Annotated in this window: 17 protein-coding genes; 12 read left to right on the top strand and 5 right to left on the bottom strand. The window is 44.5% G+C overall.

From position 1 onward, the window contains the following. The first annotated feature begins 11 nt into the window (after nt 1-11). Nucleotides 12-302, top strand: a complete 291-nt coding sequence (locus U5K35_RS05720) for a GNAT family N-acetyltransferase (protein ID WP_322570508.1) — start codon at nt 12-14, stop codon at nt 300-302. A gap of 101 nt (nt 303-403) precedes the next feature. Then, a complete protein-coding gene (locus U5K35_RS05715) occupies nt 404-2839 on the top strand; it encodes a zinc-dependent metalloprotease (RefSeq protein ID WP_322570507.1) in 2436 nt (811 codons plus the stop codon). A 215-nt stretch (nt 2840-3054) separates the two neighbouring features. Here U5K35_RS05715 and aat read toward each other — a convergent pair whose 3' ends face one another. From aat to uvrB, 3 genes are all read right to left on the bottom strand, one after another. Next, nucleotides 3055-3660: a leucyl/phenylalanyl-tRNA--protein transferase gene (gene aat, locus U5K35_RS05710; RefSeq protein WP_322570506.1), complete on the bottom strand. Its 606-nt coding sequence runs from the start codon at nt 3658-3660 to the stop codon at nt 3055-3057. Nucleotides 3661-3969: 309 nt separating this feature from the next. Then, nucleotides 3970-4533, bottom strand: coding sequence for a class I SAM-dependent methyltransferase (locus U5K35_RS05705; protein WP_322570505.1), 564 nt, complete (start codon nt 4531-4533; stop codon nt 3970-3972). A gap of 19 nt (nt 4534-4552) precedes the next feature. After that, the gene (gene uvrB / locus U5K35_RS05700) at nt 4553-6601 is read right to left on the bottom strand and encodes an excinuclease ABC subunit UvrB (RefSeq protein ID WP_322570504.1); all 2049 of its coding nucleotides are present in this window, start codon (nt 6599-6601) and stop codon (nt 4553-4555) included. Between the two features lie 140 nt (nt 6602-6741). On the opposite strand from uvrB, the gene tyrA reads away from it, so the two are divergent. Further along, on the top strand, nt 6742-7872 hold the full coding sequence (gene tyrA / locus U5K35_RS05695) for a bifunctional chorismate mutase/prephenate dehydrogenase (RefSeq protein WP_322570503.1): 1131 nt from the start codon (nt 6742-6744) through the stop codon (nt 7870-7872). A gap of 304 nt (nt 7873-8176) precedes the next feature. Next, nucleotides 8177-8644, top strand: coding sequence for a GNAT family N-acetyltransferase (locus U5K35_RS05690; protein ID WP_322570502.1), 468 nt, complete (start codon nt 8177-8179; stop codon nt 8642-8644). Nucleotides 8645-8880: 236 nt separating this feature from the next. On the opposite strand, the gene U5K35_RS05685 is transcribed toward U5K35_RS05690, so the two are convergent. Then, nucleotides 8881-10938, bottom strand: a complete 2058-nt coding sequence (locus U5K35_RS05685; protein WP_322570501.1) for a glycoside hydrolase family 97 protein — start codon at nt 10936-10938, stop codon at nt 8881-8883. Between the two features lie 235 nt (nt 10939-11173). Here U5K35_RS05685 and lpdA point away from each other — a divergent pair, with 235 nt between their 5' ends. From lpdA to U5K35_RS05645, 8 genes are all read left to right on the top strand, one after another. After that, nucleotides 11174-12595 carry a dihydrolipoyl dehydrogenase gene (lpdA, locus tag U5K35_RS05680; RefSeq protein ID WP_322570500.1) on the top strand — a complete coding sequence of 474 codons (1422 nt, stop codon included), beginning with the start codon at nt 11174-11176 and terminating at the stop codon, nt 12593-12595. 224 nt (nt 12596-12819) lie between these two features. Beyond that, nucleotides 12820-13518, top strand: coding sequence for an energy transducer TonB (locus tag U5K35_RS05675; protein ID WP_322570499.1), 699 nt, complete (start codon nt 12820-12822; stop codon nt 13516-13518). A 175-nt stretch (nt 13519-13693) separates the two neighbouring features. After that, complete coding sequence (lipB, locus tag U5K35_RS05670) at nt 13694-14446, top strand: lipoyl(octanoyl) transferase LipB (protein WP_322570498.1); 753 nt, start codon at nt 13694-13696, stop codon at nt 14444-14446. Between the two features lie 20 nt (nt 14447-14466). Continuing rightward, complete coding sequence (lipA, locus tag U5K35_RS05665) at nt 14467-15345, top strand: lipoyl synthase (protein WP_322570497.1); 879 nt, start codon at nt 14467-14469, stop codon at nt 15343-15345. Between the two features lie 67 nt (nt 15346-15412). Continuing rightward, nucleotides 15413-16102 carry a glycerol-3-phosphate 1-O-acyltransferase PlsY gene (gene plsY, locus U5K35_RS05660; protein ID WP_322570496.1) on the top strand — a complete coding sequence of 230 codons (690 nt, stop codon included), beginning with the start codon at nt 15413-15415 and terminating at the stop codon, nt 16100-16102. 1 nt (nt 16103) lies between these two features. Next, nucleotides 16104-17114, top strand: coding sequence for an NAD(P)H-dependent glycerol-3-phosphate dehydrogenase (locus U5K35_RS05655; protein WP_322570495.1), 1011 nt, complete (start codon nt 16104-16106; stop codon nt 17112-17114). A 53-nt stretch (nt 17115-17167) separates the two neighbouring features. After that, a complete protein-coding gene (locus tag U5K35_RS05650; RefSeq protein ID WP_322570494.1) occupies nt 17168-17845 on the top strand; it encodes an ATP-binding protein in 678 nt (225 codons plus the stop codon). A gap of 22 nt (nt 17846-17867) precedes the next feature. Then, nucleotides 17868-18314, top strand: a complete 447-nt coding sequence (locus U5K35_RS05645) for a HesB/IscA family protein (RefSeq protein WP_322570493.1) — start codon at nt 17868-17870, stop codon at nt 18312-18314. A gap of 22 nt (nt 18315-18336) precedes the next feature. Here the strand turns inward: U5K35_RS05645 and U5K35_RS05640 are convergent, their stop codons facing one another. Then, on the bottom strand, nt 18337-19101 hold the full coding sequence (locus tag U5K35_RS05640) for an NAD(P)/FAD-dependent oxidoreductase (protein ID WP_322570492.1): 765 nt from the start codon (nt 19099-19101) through the stop codon (nt 18337-18339).

The raw sequence follows: 19101 nt of genomic DNA, 5'->3' as shown, positions 1-19101 counted from the left end.
CGCTTAGCGAGATGGCCGAAGTAAAAAACAATAAAGAGAAGAACCGGTATGAGCTGTCGGTAGATGGAAAAACGGCAGTTGCAGAATATATACTGAACAAACAGGGCGTACTCTTCTTTACTCATACTGAAGTGCCGGATGAATTCGAGGGGCAAGGTGTGGCATCAAAATTAATGGAAGGCGCGTTCAAGGATGCTGAGGAGAGAGATTTGAAAATTGCTCCAATCTGTCCGTTTGTGAAAGTCTACCTGCAACGGCATCCGGAGTGGAAACGATTACTGGCAGAAGAGCACAAATTTTAAGCCGTCATTTTTTCAACCTTTTGCAGTGAATGAATATTACTATTCGTTTATTTAGTACTAACAGGAAAACTCAATCGAAAACGAACAGAATCCATCATCTGATGAATCAAATGATACGAAATCTTTCTTTTATTCTATTTGCAGGGATTTTTGCAATCTCTTGCGCGACAACAGAGCCAGCAAGCGAATCATCAAATGGGCAGTCTTCCCGGGGTGACCGCAGCTCAGGACCGGATGATTACAGCAGCATTATTACATCCGAAGCAGAAACCCAGCAAGGTGTTGTGGACGTACACACCGTGGGTGATAAAATCTACTACGAAATTCCCGATTCACTTCTCGGCCGGGATTTTCTGATGGTAAGCCGTGTGGCAAGTGTTCCGAATAATTTCTTTGGGTTCACCAGCAGCGGTTCCAAAACTGCAGAGCAGGTCATTGCTTTTGAAAAAGTGAACGACAAAATTAATATCCGTCAGCGGCTTTACAACAGCGTTGCACCAGACTCCCTTCCCATTTCCAGATCTGTTCGTGCAAACAACTACGAGCCGATCATCGCATCTTTTGATGTGGAAGCAATCGGCCCGGACAGTACGACTACGGTTATTGAAGTAAACAGCCTTTTTGAAACAGACGTGCCGGCTATTTCCGGCCTTCAGGGATGGTTAAGAAGCTCCTATCAGGTCCGCCGATTGGATGGAGACCGAAGCTACATAGAACGCGTTCGAACCTATCCGGAAAATGTGGAAGTTCGTCATGTGATGACCTATGAGGCTATGAATCCACCGTCTTCTTCCAATACCAATAGTATTTCATTGTTGATGAACCAGTCAATGGTTCTGCTTCCAAGTGAGCCTATGCGTCCGCGCTTTTATGATTATCGTGTTGGATGGTTTACCGTCAATCAGCTCGACTTTGGCTCAGATGAGCAGAAAGCAGCCACCCGCTCGTTGCTTCGCCGATGGAGACTCGAGCCATCCGATCCCGAAGCCTACGCGCGCGGTGAGCTTGTTGAGCCGGTTGAGCCTATTGTTTACTACGTAGATCCCGGAACACCGGAGGAGTATCGTCAGGCTGTGATTCAAGGGGTGGAAGACTGGAATGTTACGTTCGAAGAAGCCGGTTTCAAAAATGCGATTCAGGCTAAACTTCCGCCTACAGAAGAAGAGGATCCTGATTTTGAACCGGAAGATATTCGGTACAATATGGTTCGCTGGATTGCCAACACAACACGAAATGCAACCGGTCCGAGTATGACGGATCCGCGAACAGGTGAGATTATCGGGAGTGATATCATATGGTATCACAATCACATTCGTTCATATCGGAACCGCCTGATGCTGGAGACCGGGGCCGCCAACCCCAAAGCCCGAAATCTGCGAATTGATGACGACTACCTGAAAGAAGCGATCCGGCAGGTGATTGCACACGAAATTGGTCACGCACTTGGTCTGCCTCACAACATGAAGGCAAACTCTTCCTACCCGGTCGAGTCTCTCCGGGATCCTGAATTTACTTCAGAGTATGGAGTATCGGCTTCCATCATGGATTATGCCCGACAGAACTACATTGCCCAGCCGGGTGACGGTGTGGAGCGATTTATCCGAAAAATCGGACCGTATGACAAGTACGCCATCAATTGGGGGTACAGGGTTATTCCTGATGCGGAAACGCCTGAGGACGAAGTTTCGACACTGAATCAATGGATTCTTGATAAAGCAGACGATCCGATGTACCGCTTCGGGCAGTCAACCGGATATGATCCGTCTGCACAGACCGAAGCACTTTCTGACGATCCTGTTCAGGCGTCAACGTATGGAATGATGAACCTGCAGCGAGTTACACCAAATCTGGTTGAGTGGACATCGCGTCGGGGAGAGGGCTACGACGATCTGGAAGAGATTTACGGAGAGCTGATCGGTCAGTGGAATCGCTATGTCGGACATGTTATTACCAACATTGGCGGAGTTTACATGGAGCGCATTGCTTCAAACCAGGATGGAAATGTTTATCGGCCGGTAAGTAAAGAGTATCAGGAAAAAGCGATGCAGTTTATGGTGGAGAACGCGTTTACAACACCTGAATGGCTGCTCGATGAAAACATCCTGAGAAATATTGAGCATTCCGGCGCTGTTGAGCGGATTCAGGCGCTTCAGGGACGTCATCTTCGCAGTGTGATGAATTCGTCACGAATGTTGCGTCTGATTGAAGATGAGACTTTCCGGGGTAATGATGCCTACACGATTAGCGAGATGCTGGAAGATGTTCGGTTAGGAGTTTGGAGCGAACTCTCCTCCAGCTCGTCCATAAATGTTTATCGCAGAAATCTTCAGCGAACATATCTGAATCACATTAAATCTCTGATGGAGAGTGAGGACGATGATGTGGATGGAAGCGACATCAAGCCTCTGCTTCGAGAGGAGCTCAGAACACTGAAAACAGAAGTGGATCGCGCCGTGAACAGAACGGTAGATCGCAGAACGGTTGTCCATCTTCAGGATGTTCAAAACCGGATTGAGAATATTCTGGATCCAAAATAGTAATCACCCGTCAGACCGCTCCCCGCGGTCAGACGGATAATATTTAACGTGAGTTCGTCAAAAAAACTGCTGACGTATTTGACAAATTCTCCCCTAATAAGGGGCTCCGAGCGATAGCGACACGTGAAACGAAATTAAGAGGGGTGTTCGTTATTTCATCACTGGGGTGGAGTTTCTATATTTGATAAACATCCCACTTAATTAAGGTTAGATAGCTATATTTTAAACGTTCGTGTTTCTTTCTCCAATGCTTTCTCAAGCCGATCTTGATACTCGTCCGATGGAATTTCAATACAACCAAACTGAGCCAAGTGATCGGTATAGAATTGCGTATCCCAAAGCTCAAATCCATTCTTCTGTAATATTTGATGGCAGTGCCAGAGAGCCACTTTATCTGCTTCCTTATCATTTTTGAACATCGATTCACCAAAAAAGGCTGCTCCCAGGGAAACACCATAAAGGCCACCGGCGAGTTTACCGTCCGAATTGTACATCTCAACGGAGTGGGCATGACCGGCCAGATGCAGCACTTCAAATGAATCGATAATCAAGTCAGAGATCCAGGTAGTATTTCGATCGGCACACTCTTTCATCACCGTCCTAAAGCGGGTATTTACCTTGCATTTGAATCTGCCCTGACGAATAATCCGCTCCACGTTAGAGGAGACTTTGAAATTCTCCATCGGGATAATGCCGCGCTTTCGGGCAGAGTACCAACCAACTGTGCTATCATCCCGCGACTCACTCATCGGAAAAATACCCTGACTGTAAGCTTCCAGAAGAGATTCAGGCGGTATGATTTTCTTTCCGTTTGTGTCCATTTAATTGAATCTCAATTAAAGCCTGTTCTAAAAGGTAGTTTTCTACGATTAACGCTTAAATAATTTAGGTTTTTTATTCAGACTCACCCTCTCTCCCTCTCTATCAAATAGAGAGGGATTAAATGTCTAAATTATTTAAGCTCATTTACGAGAAACATCACTTTTGGGAGTGTCCCGACTGCATTTATCGGGACGAGGGGTGTTCGTCTCCCGGATGATTTAAGTTTAATGGTTTTATCAAACTCAAATGCCCGGTGAAGAAACTCAACTTATCCGCCTGACCGCGTGTAGCGGCCTGACGGGGTTAGATCAATGCCCGTTTTTGTGGATTTTGTAAATAAAGTACGGTGGGATATTGAGTGGCTCGAAATCTGTTTCAAAATTTCCAAATACCTCCATCACAGGCTTTTTCAGGTGGCCGCTGGTTTGATAGGCGAGAAATTTCCCATCATCCTTTAAAATTTTCTTAGTAGCCTGAAGTACCTCAATTTTCCGATCCCACTCGAAGAAAGAAAACGGAATTCCGGATAGCACGTAATCCACATTGCCAATAACATCATCACTAAGCACTGACTCAACATCTCCGGCTAGTATATTGTGAATTTCAACCCGGGGATCATCAATTGAATCTTTTAAGGATGATACAAAATTCTGGTTTGCCTCAATTAAAATCAGCCTGGAGCCGGGCGACATTTTTTCAATCAAATAGTGAGTGAAAGCGCCGTTTCCGGGCCCGTACTCAACTAAAGTAAAATCTTTCGTGAAATCGATGTTTGAGCATACTTTTTTTACACATCGCGGCGAGGTGGGGATGACTGAAGCGACATCGCGATCTTTAACAAATGTTTTAAAGAATTCAATTTTCTTACCCATGAAGTGATCAATAATTGTTTTAGATTTCTTTTTCTAGTGTAGCGATCTGGTCGCGAATACGGGCGGCTTCCTCAAACTCCATGTTTTTGGCAGCCTGCAGCATCGATCCGCGTAAATAATCGAGAAACTTCTCTTTACTTTCAAATGTAACTTCTTTCATGGCCGGGTTTGCCCTGTACTGAATGCCATCTTCGGCCACTCTTACAGTCTCCAGATAATCCTGCTGTTCCTGTTCAGATGAATCAAGAGTAAAGTCTTGGGTGGAAATCAGTGCCGGATCTACCAGCGGTTTTAACTCTTTCTGTATAGTCTGAGGAGTGATTCCATGTTCCTCGTTGTATTTTCTTTGAATCTCCCGGCGCCTGTTTGTTTCATCAATTACCTTCTGCATACTTTTTGTGATCTTGTTGGCATAGAGAATCGCCCTGCCTTCAACATTACGGGCAGCACGCCCAACAATTTGAAAAAGTGCTGTTTCGGAGCGTAAAAATCCTTCTTTATCAGCGTCTAAAATAGCAACAAGACTCAGTTCAGGAATATCGATTCCTTCCCGAAGCAGATTAATACCGACAAGCACTTTAAAGTCGCCGCGCCGGAATTTGTAGAGTACTTCCACACGCTGCATCGCGTCCAGCTCGCTATGCATGTAGGCTGCCGGAATGCCGAGATTTTTCAGGTATTCACTTAACTCCTCACTGAGTCTCTTCGTAAGAGTAATACAGAGCACCCGTTCATTCTTCTCAGCCCGTTTTCGAATCTCTTCGAGAAGATCATCCACCTGCGTATCGAGTGGGCGAACTTCAATTTCGGGCTCCATCAGTCCGGTTGGGCGAATAATCTGCTCAACATAAATTCCGTCTGATTTTTCCAATTCGTAATCACTCGGTGTAGCGCTCACAAAAATCGCCTGATTGACCATCGATTCCCACTCTTCGAATGTAAGCGGCCGGTTGTCCATCGCGGACGGAAGTCTGAACCCGTGTTCAACCAGTTCTATTTTTCGCGATCTGTCGCCGCCATACATGGCCCCGACCTGAGGTACGGTTTGATGGCTCTCATCTACAACCAGCAGGTAATCATCCGGGAAGTAGTCCATCAGCGTGTAGGGACGTTCACCGGGTTTACGGGCACTGAGGTAGCGGGAATAGTTCTCAATTCCGGAACAGTAGCCGATCTCCTGCATCATCTCAATGTCAAAAAGAGTGCGCTGCTCCAGGCGTTTGGCTTCCAGAAATCTTTGTTCGTCCTGAAGCACATCAACCCTCCAGTGCATCTCATCTCGAATCTGTTTGATCGACTCTTCCAGTCGGCCCTGGGTTGTCACATAGTGTGACGCGGGAAAGATTCGAAATTCATCCACATCGTCGATGATGTTGCCTGATTCCACATCAAAAACCTGCATCTTTTCAATTTCATCACCCCACATGGTAATTCGCAATCCTTCCTCAGAGTACGCGGGATAGATGTCAATCACATCACCTCTTACCCTGAAGGTTCCCCGCGTAAACTCATGATCGCTTCTTCGATAGTGAAGATCTACCAGATCATAAAGTAGTGTATTCCGTGGAATATCCTGTCCTACCTTCAGATTGATAATCAACTTTTCATATTCCGAAGGCGACCCGATTCCGTAAATGCAACTTACGGAGGATACAATAATCACATCCCGTCGGCCGGATAGCAGTGAACTTGTTGCCCGCAACCTTAATTTTTGAATCTCCTCATTAATAGAGAGGTCTTTTTCAATGTATTTATCCTGTGAGGAGAGATACGCTTCCGGTTGGTAGTAATCGTAATAAGAGATAAAAAACTCCACCCTGTTTTCCGGGAAAAAGTCACTTAACTCGCGATAAAGCTGAGCCGCAAGCGTTTTGTTGTGACTCATCACCAACGTGGGTTTTTGCACATTTTCAATCACGCCGGCTACGGTTCGTGTCTTACCTGAACCGGTAATACCTAAAAGTGTCTGAAATTTGTCGTTATTCTGGATGCCTTCAGTGAGTTCTTCGATGGCGTTTGGCTGATCGCCGGCGGGCTCCCAGGGTGAATGAAGCTTAAAATTTGACATAAACCAAAGATAACTATGTATTCACCCGATTAAAACATTTATAGCACAAAATCATTCTCTATTACACATTTTTGCAGGAATTAGGGTACTTTTGTTCATCATACTATTTGACACCGGTTTTTTACTCAATATTTTAAAAAATGTCCGACCAGAAGTACTTAAAAGAACAACGCGAACAGATCGACAATATTGACAATCAGATTCTTGAGCTGTTAAAGAAAAGGAATCGGGTTGTTCAGGATGTCATTCAGACCAAAGTTGAAAAGCAGTTGCCGGTTTTTGTTGCCGGTCGTGAACAGGAAAAAACCGAAGCGTTTCGGCAAAAAGCTGAGGAGAGGGGAATTGATCCCGATTGGGCTGAAGACTTTCTGAGAATGGTTATGGCATCGAGCCGTGCGGCTCAGTCGGCTAAAACTTTTCCGCGTTCCACAGAAGAACCTAAGCATATCCTCTATGTAGGCGGTGAGGGCGGAATGGGATCACTTTACAGGAAGTTTACGGAAAACAGCGAGCATATTGCGTACAGTCTGGATAAATCGAACTGGTATCAACTGGATGAGATGGCGCCAAAGCTGGACATGGTGATTGTGACCGTGCCAATAAATGTAACCGAAGATGTCATCCGGCGGCTGAGCCCAAAGCTGAAACCGGATACAATTCTGGCTGATTTCACCTCAAACAAATCAACGCCGCTGCAAGTGATGCTGGATGCACATCCGGGACCGGTAGTGGGGCTCCACCCGATGCACGGGCCGTCCGTTCCTAACCTGTCCAAACAGCTGATGGTATTCTGTTCAGGACGGGACTCTGAAAAAGCCGACTGGTTCAAAGAACAGTGCAAGCTTTGGGGGATGCGGGTCATTGATGCCGAACCTGAAAAACATGATCACGTCATGAACCTGGTTCAGGGTTTAAGGCACTTCGTGGCGTTGCTGCATGGATCATTCATGAAGCAGTACGATCTGAATCCGGAGGAGATGCTCGAGTACTCCAGTCCCATCTACCGGGCTGAGCTGATGATGACCGGACGAATTTTTGCTCAGGATGCTGAACTTTATGCTGATATTGTATTTGCCAATAAAGAGCGCCGTGATCTGCTGCTTGCTTTCTTCAATCATCAGAAAAAGTTGATGAAGATGGTGGAGGCTGACGACAAAAAAGGCTTCATCAAAGAGTTTGAATCTGTAACGGACTTTTTTGGAAGTTTTGCTTCCCAGGCCCTAAAGGAGAGCGGGTACTTAATTAATCGACTGGCAGATCGATTTTCGTAGTGGATTGTATTCGCGGGGATAAATCCCGCGCTCGTGTGTAAAACCCATGAATGGGTTTAGGGTGTAAGGATCTGTTAGCGTCTCTTGCTCAAACAGAAGTTCTTGCAGAGTAAACTTAGTGCATCTTCGTAGCTATATAATGCGAGTAGGCCACAAAGCACGAGTAGAGATATAAAAAAGCCTCAAAGATGTGGGCTTTACATATGAGTCTGCCTGCTCCCGATCCAGAAAACTATCGGGACGGGGCTTGGTGAATAATCCGGGTAAAGAATTTAAAATATCAGAAAGCTCAATAAAATCAGGTATGAAAAAGTTGGAAATCGTTGAAGCGGATTTAAATAACCCAAAGCATGCGGAGGCTTTATTGTTCAGCACAGATCAGTATGCCAGGGATGCAATGGGAATGAAACGCCCCCTTAAGGAAGAGGTAAAAAAGGTGTTGGTTGAAAAGTTGAAAAATTTCCCCTGCTATGTGGGATTTTTGGCATTCATGGATGATCAGCCTGCCGGAGTGGCTAATTGCGTGTATAGTTTTTCCACCTTTAAAGCACAAAAGGTTATCAATATTCATGACCTGGCGGTAAATCCGCAGTATCGGGGAAACGGTATCGGAGAGGCGCTTTTGGCCGAAGTGGAAAGAAAAGCAAAAAAGGAGAACTGCTGTAAAGTAACCCTTGAAGTCAGGGAGGATAATCGCGCCCGAAATCTTTACGAACGTTCCGGTTTTTCATACGGGGAGCCCAGAATGTTCTTTATGGAGAAAGAAGTGTGATAACCTATGTTTTTACCCGGTTTGATTTTGACGTAGCCACGGAAGCACGGAATGACACTGAAATTTCTGTGCCTTTTGTAATACTGGATATTTATATAAGCATTAAAATTAAGACAGCCTCTCCCCTCTCGAGAGGGGAATGAGGGTGTGTTAAAGTAATGATATTTTTTAGTGCCTTCCGTGTTTCACTTCGCGTCAATAGATGTACCGTGGCAATATAGTAGGTTTATTACCTTCTACTCTTCAACGTGCATAAACCGCACGGCCTGACCTCCGCCGGGAGCCAGGTTTACTGTAAATTCAGTCTCTGAGTCCACTTCCATCTCTTCAACAACAAACCCATATGGATTTGAATCCCAGTCGGCATCCTCACTGTCACGATAGATTTGGGCGATATATGAATCTCCTTCATTCAGGAAATCGAGTGTGAATGAAAACTCACGGGATTCCTCATCCGTGATGCTTCCCAGATACCAATCCTCGCTGTTTCTGTCTTTCCGAACAGTTGTGATATATTTGCCAATCTCTCCATTCAGAACCCGGGTATCGTGCCAGTCGGCGGGCACATCCTTGATAAACTGCAGTGCATCCGGACGCTCTTCATAATGTTCCGGCAGGTCAGCAGCCATTTGCAGCGGACTGTAGATCACCACATAAAGCGCGAGCTCCTTTGCCAGCGTGTGATTGATTCGATTGTCCGGTTTATACTCATCGAAATACAAGTTTACAATTCCGGGAGTATAATCAAACGGGCCGGCAAGATTTCGGTGGAAAGGAAGAATCGTTACATAATTGGGTGGGTTTCCGGGCCCGTCCCACACATTCTCTCCGCTGCCCCATGCATTATATTCTTGTCCGCGGGCAACCTCTCTGGTCATCAGGTTCGGCCAGGTTCTGCGAAGTCCGGTAGCTTTTACGCCCTCATGTACGTTCAGGGATATATTATACTTTGCTGCCAGCTCCACTACTCTTTGATGATGGCGAACCATATGCTGTCCGTGATGCCATTCATAATTCCGGTTGCCATCCTCATCAGTCCAGAAAATTTCCTGTCCGTGGCCAACATACCCCATTTTTACAGCCCGAACCCCCAGTTCTTTATAAAGCTGAAAGGCCTCTTCCATCTGGCCTTCGTAGTGCTCTACAGAAGCGGATGTTTCGTGATGTCCCATCAGCCTTACCCCATTATCGAGCGCATATTCGGCAACTTTTTCGAGGTCAAAGTCATCCATTGGCCGGGTGAAATCGAACACTACACCATCAGCAAACCAGTCGCCGTCCCAGCCGGGATTCCAGCCTTCAACCAGTACATGGTCAAACCCGTGCTCTGCGGCAAAGTCGATATATTTCATGGCATTTTCTGTGGTTGCTCCATGAATGGGTCCGGAGCCCCATGTTGATTTATCCAGATGCATTTCCCACCAGATCCCGACATATTTGGCAGGCTCAATCCAGGAGGTATCCTCAATTTTACTGGGCTCATTCAGATTCAGAATCAGGTACGATTCAACCAGGTCGCCGGCAGTTTCCCCAATTTGAAGCGTTCTCCACGGTGTTACGAAGGGAGTTGATGCGCGAACCAAAACACCATCATGCCATGGTATCAGATTGGCTTTCAGTTTGTTATCACCGGTGTGTTCAATGTTCATCGATGAGTAATCAACCAGTGCGGCTTCATGTAAAGCAAGATGAAGTCCGTCATCGGTCTTCATGGTGAAAGGCGTTATAACCGTGTCTACCTCCGCCAGCTGTGTATGTTCAGGCAGATACTCATATCGGTTCCACTGGAGAGCACCGATCCACCAGCTCTCGTGATCATCTGTCATATTGAATTCAGTGAGTTCATCCATAATGTTGAACTCCTGCAAATTTGGCTGTTCCGGAAATTCATAGCGGAAACCGATGCCGTCATCATACGCGCGAAAAACAATGGTGAGTTCACGATTTGGCTCAAGCGTTTCCTGTAAGTTCACCTTCAGTTCGCTATAGTGATTTCGGATTTCCTCTTTTTCACCCCAAACCTGAGTCCATGTCTGGTCAAAATCTGATTTTTCAATAGAAGTTATTTCAAAACCGTCATTGAGCGCGGGCAGATCCTGAAGTTCAAATCCGAGCCGTGAAGCTTCGATAACCGGTTTACCCTGATGGTGAACGGAGTAGAAAGGCGTACCTTCATCCAGGAAGAAATCGATGGTATTATTGCCGTTTGGCGACTCAATGCTGGTTTGCTGGCTTGAGCAGGCTGTGAGAAGTGAAATCAAAACAAATGAAAAAATAATCGTTGTTAAGCGCATAATTCCTGCCTTTAGATGAATAGTTTTAACTCTTAAAATAGCTGAAATTGTGCTTCTAAATAAAATGTATTTCAGAATGATTTACGGATAAGAATTGGCAGATGATCAATTTAATTATCTGAATTAGATTCCGTAACTTTATGTGCTATTAAATAGGTATTTAAGCAGCAGGGCTAATTTTTGGAAAAAAGATGGTTCTGCAATAATTATTGAAATCATAAGATCTTAATTCGACATGGCAAAAGAATTCGACGTTTGTGTAATTGGAAGTGGACCGGGTGGATATGTAGCTGCTATCCGTGCCTCTCAACTTGGCTTTAAAACTGCAATTGTAGAAAAGAGATTTTTGGGCGGGGTTTGCCTGAATATCGGTTGTATTCCAACCAAGGCGCTGCTTCGTTCAGCGGAAGTGATGGAAACCATTTCGCACTCTTCCGACTACGGAGTGGATGTAAAGGAGTATTCTCCGAATTTTGAGAAGATAATAAAGCGAAGCCGCGGCGTTGCCGATAAGATGAGCAAGGGCGTTAAGTTTCTGATGAAGGCGAATAACATTGAAGTTCTGAACGGCACCGGAGTATTCAAATCGAATAAAGAGCTGGCTATTCAGGATGAAAAAGGAAAAGAGCAAGAAACTGTAAAAGCGAAGCATTTTATTATTGCAACAGGAGCTCGTCCGCGACAGCTTCCAAACCTGGAGATCGACGGTGAGATGATTATCGACTCCGAAAAAGCAATGCAGCTCGAAAAACAGCCGAAGAAAATGGTGATTATCGGTGCCGGTGCTATCGGTGTTGAGTTTGCCTATTTCTACAACTCCATTGGAACAGAAGTGACGCTTGTGGAGCTTCAAAAATCAGTAGTACCAGTTGAGGATAAAGATGTTGGAAAAGAGCTTGGGAAAATCTACAAGAAAAAAGGCATTAACATTCTTACCGAAAGCACGGTTGAAAAGGTAGAGAAGAAAGGTAAAGGCGTAAAAGTAACTATTAAGACTAAGAAAGGTTCCGAAGAAGTGGAAGCCGACGTAGTTCTTTCTGCAGTAGGAGTTGTAGGTAATGTAGAAAATATTGGCCTCGAAAAGGCAGGTGTGAAGACCGAAAAAGGCGATATTGTTGTGGATAAAAGCACGTATAAAACCGATGCAGATGGAATTTACGCAATCGGTGACGTAATTGGCGCTCCGTGGCTGGCACACAAGGCTTCTCACGAAGGAATAGTTTGCGTTGAACAGCTAGCCGGTGAAAATCCGATTCCAATAAAATATGACAATATTCCGGGCTGTACCTATTGTGAGCCTCAGGTTGCTTCTGTTGGTATGACTGAAGAGCAGGCGAAAGAGGAAGGATACGATGTAATGGTTGGTAAATTTCCATTCTCTGCAAGCGGCAAGGCTGCCGGATTGGGTCATGAAGAGGGCTTTGTGAAAGTTATATTTGATTCGAAATACGGTGAGTGGCTCGGATGCCATATGATCGGTTCGCATGTAACCGAACTGATCGCTGAAGTTGTTGTAGCTCGCGATCTCGAAACAACTGGCCACGAAATAATCAGTGCGGTTCATCCTCACCCAACCATGAGTGAAGCGGTGATGGAAGCAGTTGCCGAAGCGTATGGTGAAGGGGTTCACCTCGGTTCCAAGCCGAAAAAGAAATAAATGCTGTTTTAGCAGATTTCTAATTTTTCATAACTTATTAATTTAAGTGCTTCTAAGGCAGGTTTAACGACCTGCCTTTTTTGTATTGGGTCTATTTAGGATAAAAAGGTATGTTATTACGTAAACTACATAAACTCTTAATAATTGGATGGTATTTTTAATACAGAGAGAAATAAAAAATAACCACGAAAAGATTTAAAGATCACTAAAATGAGAGGTTGGACATGAAAACAATGAATAGAAAACCCGGGCCAGAGGGGAATAAGAATAGTAATATAGATCTGAGAAATTACTACACCATACTTTGGGAAACAGGCCTTATTCTTGCCTTGGTGATTTTTATTATACTGTTCCGCATTGATTTCATGCCGGCTGAAGAGGAAGAAAACATTGTGCTTGATACACAGGAAGAGGTGATGGTGGAGGAGATTGTTCAGACCCGTCAACAGCCTGATATACCACCGCCACCACGTCCGCCGGTTCCGGTAGAAGTACCCAATGATGAAATTATTGAAGATGTTAACATTGATATCAATTCAGAACTGGATCTGTTTTCAGAAAGCAGACTGCCACCACCCCCACCCCCGTCAGCTGCGGAAGAAGAAGAGGCTGAAGAGGAAGACTTTTTTGTATTTGTTGAGGAGATGCCTCAGCTGAAAGGAGACCTGATGGATTTGCAGAAACAGATCCGCTATCCCGAAAGAGCTCGAAAAGCCGGAATTGAAGGTCGCGTGCACATTCAGTTTATCGTGGATGAAACCGGCAAGGTTGTCGACCCGAAAGTGGTTCGAGGTATTGGTGGAGGTTGCGATGAAGAGGCACTGCGAGTTATTAAAACGGCTGAATTCACACCCGGCTTACAGCGCGGGAAACCTGTGAGAGTGCAGTACTCGCTGCCGATTTTTTTCAAAATTCAAGAATAGGTTAGTTTAAAATGGTAACCGCTTCGTTTTACATACGAAGTATTGAAGATGCGATACCCGAATTTTAAAGGGTACTACGACATCTTATAGATTTTCAAAACTCACTTTTTATTTGATAGAGACGGTCATCATCCGGAAAGATTAATTATGCAGAATTTTAATTATCTTTTCGGTTATGATGAAGTACATCGATGTATATGACTTGGGCAAAGCTTCCTATCGCCCTGTGTGGAATCTTCAAAAAGAGCTGCAAAACGGATTAATTACACAAAAAAGATTAATTCGTGACGGCCTCCTGGATGAGCATACACAAAATGATATGCTCCTTTTTGTTGAGCATCCTCACGTTTACACGCTTGGCAAAAGCGGCAGCTCATCCCACATGCTGAAAGCTACCGAGGAGCTTGCACAAATCGATGCGGAATATATTGAAATTGACCGCGGTGGCGACATCACATATCACGGGCCGGGGCAAATTGTAGGATATCCAATTCTCGATTTAGACAGGCACTTCACGGATATTCACAAATACCTCAGATTTTTAGAGGAAGTTATTATTCGAACCTGTGCAGATTTTGGAATAGAAGCAGGAAGAATTGAGGGGCTGACGGGAGTGTGGGTTGGTCAGCAAAAAATTTGCGCAATGGGCATTCGATGCTCAAGATGGGTGACCATGCACGGTTTTGCATTCAATGTAAATACGGATCTAACCTACTTTGATCACATTGTACCCTGCGGCATAAGTGATAAATCAGTCACCAGTCTATCTGATCTGACCGGAGACCGGATAGAGCCCGAAAATGTAAAGAACTCTCTGAAAAAGCACTTTAGTGATGTTTTCAATGTTGTCTTAAATCCTAAGGTGCAAAAACCTGAACCAGAGCAACAATTTTCTTACCTTAACTCACTCAAATTGAAGGCCGAGTAACGGCGAAGACAGAACGTGTTATGATTAAAGAACTTGAAATTATTGATAAAGAAGGACCCTCAAAGCGCAGACCGGACTGGTTGCGCGTTAAGCTGCCATCAGGCGAGAAATTTAAAGAGGTTTCTGAGACTATTCGTGATAATAACCTGAATACGGTATGTTCTGAGGCCCGATGCCCAAATATGGGTGAATGCTGGGGTGCCGGTACAGCTACATTCATGATATTGGGTGATGTTTGTACACGTTCCTGTTCTTTTTGCGCTGTTAAGACCGGACGTCCGGTTCAGGGGCTCGACTGGGATGAACCGCGCCGTGTAGCAGATGCTGCGGCAAAAATGAAATTAAAGCATGTAGTACTTACATCTGTGAACAGGGATGAGCGAAAAGACGGCGGAGCGCCAATTTTTGCTGAATGTCATAAAGTACTTCGCGAGACGATTGACGGAGTAACCATCGAGTCGTTAATTCCGGATTTCAGAGGAGCCTGGGATGCACTGCAAACCGTGATTGACACCCCTCCTGATGTTCTGAGTCATAATCTTGAAACTGTTCCAAGGCTTTACAGAACTGTTCGCCCACAAGCTAAATATGAGCGATCACTGGAGCTTTTAAAAAGAGTAAAAGCACAGGGTGTCCGATCCAAAACCGGTATCATGGTTGGTTTGGGAGAAACACGTGAAGAGGTGATCGAACTGATGCAGGATTGTGTAGATCACAATGTAGATGTTCTTACCATCGGCCAGTATATGCAGCCAACAAAAATGCACCATCCGGTTGTGGAGTGGGTTCATCCCGATCTGTTTGCGGAATACAAAGAGATTGGCGAAAAGCTGGGCATTGAACATGTAGAAAGCGGACCACTCGTACGCTCTTCATATCATGCCGAGCGCCACGTTTAGCTTTTATCAAAAGTGATTTCTTTTAAAATAGGCTGAAAATTAACCCTGATCTTTAGGAACCGCTTCCATGCTATCCATACTTGTTGTATTCATTCTCTGCTACCTTATCGGGTCTATCCCTAGCTCCCTCTGGATGGGTAAAATATTTTATAAGGTAGATATACGCGAACATGGCAGCGGCAATGCCGGGGCAACCAACACATTTCGAATACTGGGATGGAAAGCAGGTACCATTGTGCTTCTTTTCGATTTTGGAAAAGGTCTGCTCTCTACTCTTGTTATCAGTCAGTTGGCGTACAGCATCGGTGACGGGCCCGTAAGTTTTTATCAAGGTTGGGATGTAGATGCTATGCTTCTCATCTTATCCGGTATGGGTGCGGTAATTGGCCATATGTTTCCGCTATATGCGAATTTCAAAGGCGGAAAAGGTGCCGCTACAGCATGCGGTATGCTTTATGGAATTGAACCTGTATCCATTAGTATCTCTTTGGGTCTTTTCCTGATTCTCATGTTTAGTACCCGGTATGTTTCTGTAGGATCAATTTTTGCATCCTTGATATATCCATTTTCTCAACTGGTTCTGCGCTATGGTTTTGACTTTGATATTGATGGCAGCATTATTTTGTTTAGCAGCGCTATCGCATTTGGCATCATTATCAAGCACAAAGGGAATATAAAGCGTCTTCTAAATGGTACGGAAAATCGCATAGGGTCCTTCAAACCATCAAGTGGGAGGTTGAATAAAAATGAGTCGTAAAGTGAAGAAAATAAGCATTATAGGAGCGGGAAGTTTCGGTACGGCAATGGCTATGGTATTGGGTGGAAAGAAATATTCCGTGACAATCTGGGCGCGTGAAAAAGATGTGGTTGAAGGAATTAATGCCAATAAATTCAATCCTTCTTATCTGACAGATGTAAAATTACCCGATTCAATAAAGGCAACTAACTCATTGGAAGTTGCCCTTAAAGATTCAGATATGGTTGTGTTTGCCACACCCTCTCACGCTTTAAGAGAAGTAGCCGAAAATGTGAAACCCTTCCTGAAAGGAAATGAAATTGTAGTAAGCGTTGCAAAAGGAATTGAAAAAGATAGCCTGATGGCTCCATCGCAAATTTTGGTGGATGTTTTGAGTGAAACCGTGCTGGAAGATCAAATAGGTGTACTTACCGGGCCGAGTCATGCAGAGGAAGTTGCTCTGCTCAAACCAACTACTGTTGTTTCCGCGGCATATTCGACCAGGGTGGCGCGGATTATACAAGAAACGTTTATGACATCGCGTTTTCGCGTTTATCTGAACAACGATATCATTGGCGTGGAAATTGGTGGAGCAGTAAAAAACATTATGGCTATAGCTGCCGGAATTGTTGACGGTGCGGGATTGGGAGATAATGCAAAAGCTGCCCTGATGACTCGCGGGCTTCACGAAATGAAACGCATGGGTGCAGTACTTGGAGCATCCATGGATACTTTTTCCGGTTTAACGGGTATGGGTGATATGATTGTAACCTGTACAAGTCAGCACAGCCGGAATAGATTTGTCGGATATAATATTGGTCAGGGGAAGAGCCTGAAGGAGATTACATCCGGCATGAACATGGTAGCTGAAGGTGTAAAAACAGCAGAATCAGTTTGTCAGTGGGCAAAAAAGAATAATGTGGAAATGCCGATCACTAATGCTGTATACAAAGTACTATTCGAAAATATTCCTCCCTCGGATGTCGTTGAAGACCTGATGACCAGGAATCCTAAAGAGGAAAAAATGATTTAGGTACATTCCTAACAGTTCATTGAAAACGGTATCAGTAACATCAGATTAGCAATATGAAACTGCCGAATGGAGAAATTGTCATTTCAGACATGAACCCCTCCGATCTCCGACATTTAATTCAAACCGGCGAAGGTACATTTTTAGAGTTTAAAAAAACTGTTCCAAAACCATCTAAAATTGCAAGAGAAATTGCTGCATTCGCCAACACTTCAGGTGGCACAATTCTCATTGGAGTTTACGATAATAAGCAGATTGCAGGCATAAGAGCCTATTTTGAAGAAGAATTTTTACTTCAGGAAGCCGCTCAAAAATTATGTGTTCCGCCCGTTCAAATTTATATTGAACTGGTGCATCTGCCCGATGCCGACGTGATGGTTGTGCGGGTGCCCGAATCAACGGCAAAACCGGTATACCTAAAGGGAAAAAAGAAGCGACAGGTTTTTGTTCGATTTCAGGATGAGAGTGTTTTGGCCAGTGACGAGCAAACAGAAATTCTAAAACAACAGTATTCAAGCACAGGCGTAACGTTTGAATATGGAAAAAATGAACAGATGCTATTCCGCTATTTGAATGAATACGGAGAAATCAACGTTCAAAAATTCTCTGAGCTTATAAACGTAACAAGCTATCGTGCGTCCAAAATTCTTGTTAATTTAGTGAGTGCCGGGATTCTGAAACTGTTCAGAAAATCGGAGAAGGATTATTTTACCTTTGCAAATTCTGTGAAGTAACTGCAAAAATTTGTTTTTATATATGGCTAAGGAAAATGAAAATTTAGACGATGTAATCGCCTCTCTGATAGATGAAGAGCCGGATAAAGAGGTCGGCACAGAAGAGAAGTTCCGTAAACAGTTTGAAGAGCTTTCGAAAGGAGAAGGCGTTAAACTTACCGGACGTGCTGCAAAACAGGTCCGCAAAATCAAACAGGACGAAAATCTTGATGACGAGCTCTATCTGCGCGTAGCTGTTGAAGGCGGCGGTTGTTCCGGGTTAAGCTATAAGCTTGGATTTGATATCCGCACCGATGAAGATGAACTGGTGGAAACACAGGGAATGGAAGTAATCGTGAAGCCGGATCATATGCTGTATCTGGACGGTGTTGTGATTGACTACCCCGACGGTCTGGATGCCCGTGGCTTTACCTTTGAAAACCCAAATGCCAGTGAAGCGTGCGGATGTGGATCTTCATTTGCCGTTTAATCCGATCCTTTTTCACTGATAATTAAGATTCATTCTTGTCGATCTGAGACGTATCAGGCTCGTTCGTTATCAATCTGACTCCCCTCTTGAATGTTAAATAATGGAAAATCCATTCAGCGAAAACCCTGAACCGGTTTCTGAATCCAATCAGAAAAAAGATGTGAATTACGGACCAAAGCATCCAAGCCAAAAATCCTGAGAATTTCAGTCCTCGTATATCGGCTACGGCTTTAGCTCTTCCAATCGTCGCCATTGTGCCTTTGTCTACATATTTGAAGGGAGAAGTACTTTTACCGCTTTCCCGTTTCTTGATGAGTTTAGCAAGATATTTGCCCTGCTGAAGGGCTACGGGAGCAAGTGCCGGGAGTGGTTGACCATCCTCATCTTTAACGTGAGCGGCATCACCAATCACGAAAATTGAATCGTGATCCGGAATGTTTAAATGCTCTTCCACAAATGCGCGTCCCATTTTGTCCAATTCACACTCTAAAGATTTGAGCAGCGGCGATGCTTTTACACCTGCCGCCCAAATAATATTTGGGGTTTCAATAAATGAGTTCTCAAGTTCCACGCCATCTTCCCGAATGGATTTAACAGGATTATTCAAAAGAACCTTCACACCCATTCCTTCAAGATCTGACTTGGCTTTATTTGATAGATCCTCAGGATAGCCGTTCAAAACATTTCCGGCGGCTTCTATTAGGATAACTTCCGTCTCCTCCGTTTTAAAATTTCGGAAGTCCCTCATCATATTTCGTTTTGCTATTTCAGCAATTGCGCCCGCCAT

The sequence above is a fragment of the Rhodohalobacter sp. genome (genome assembly GCF_034521535.1).
GTDB lineage: Bacteria > Bacteroidota > Rhodothermia > Balneolales > Balneolaceae > Rhodohalobacter.
Note: the sequence above shows the minus strand (reverse complement) of the source record. Positions and strands in the feature narration are given on the sequence as shown.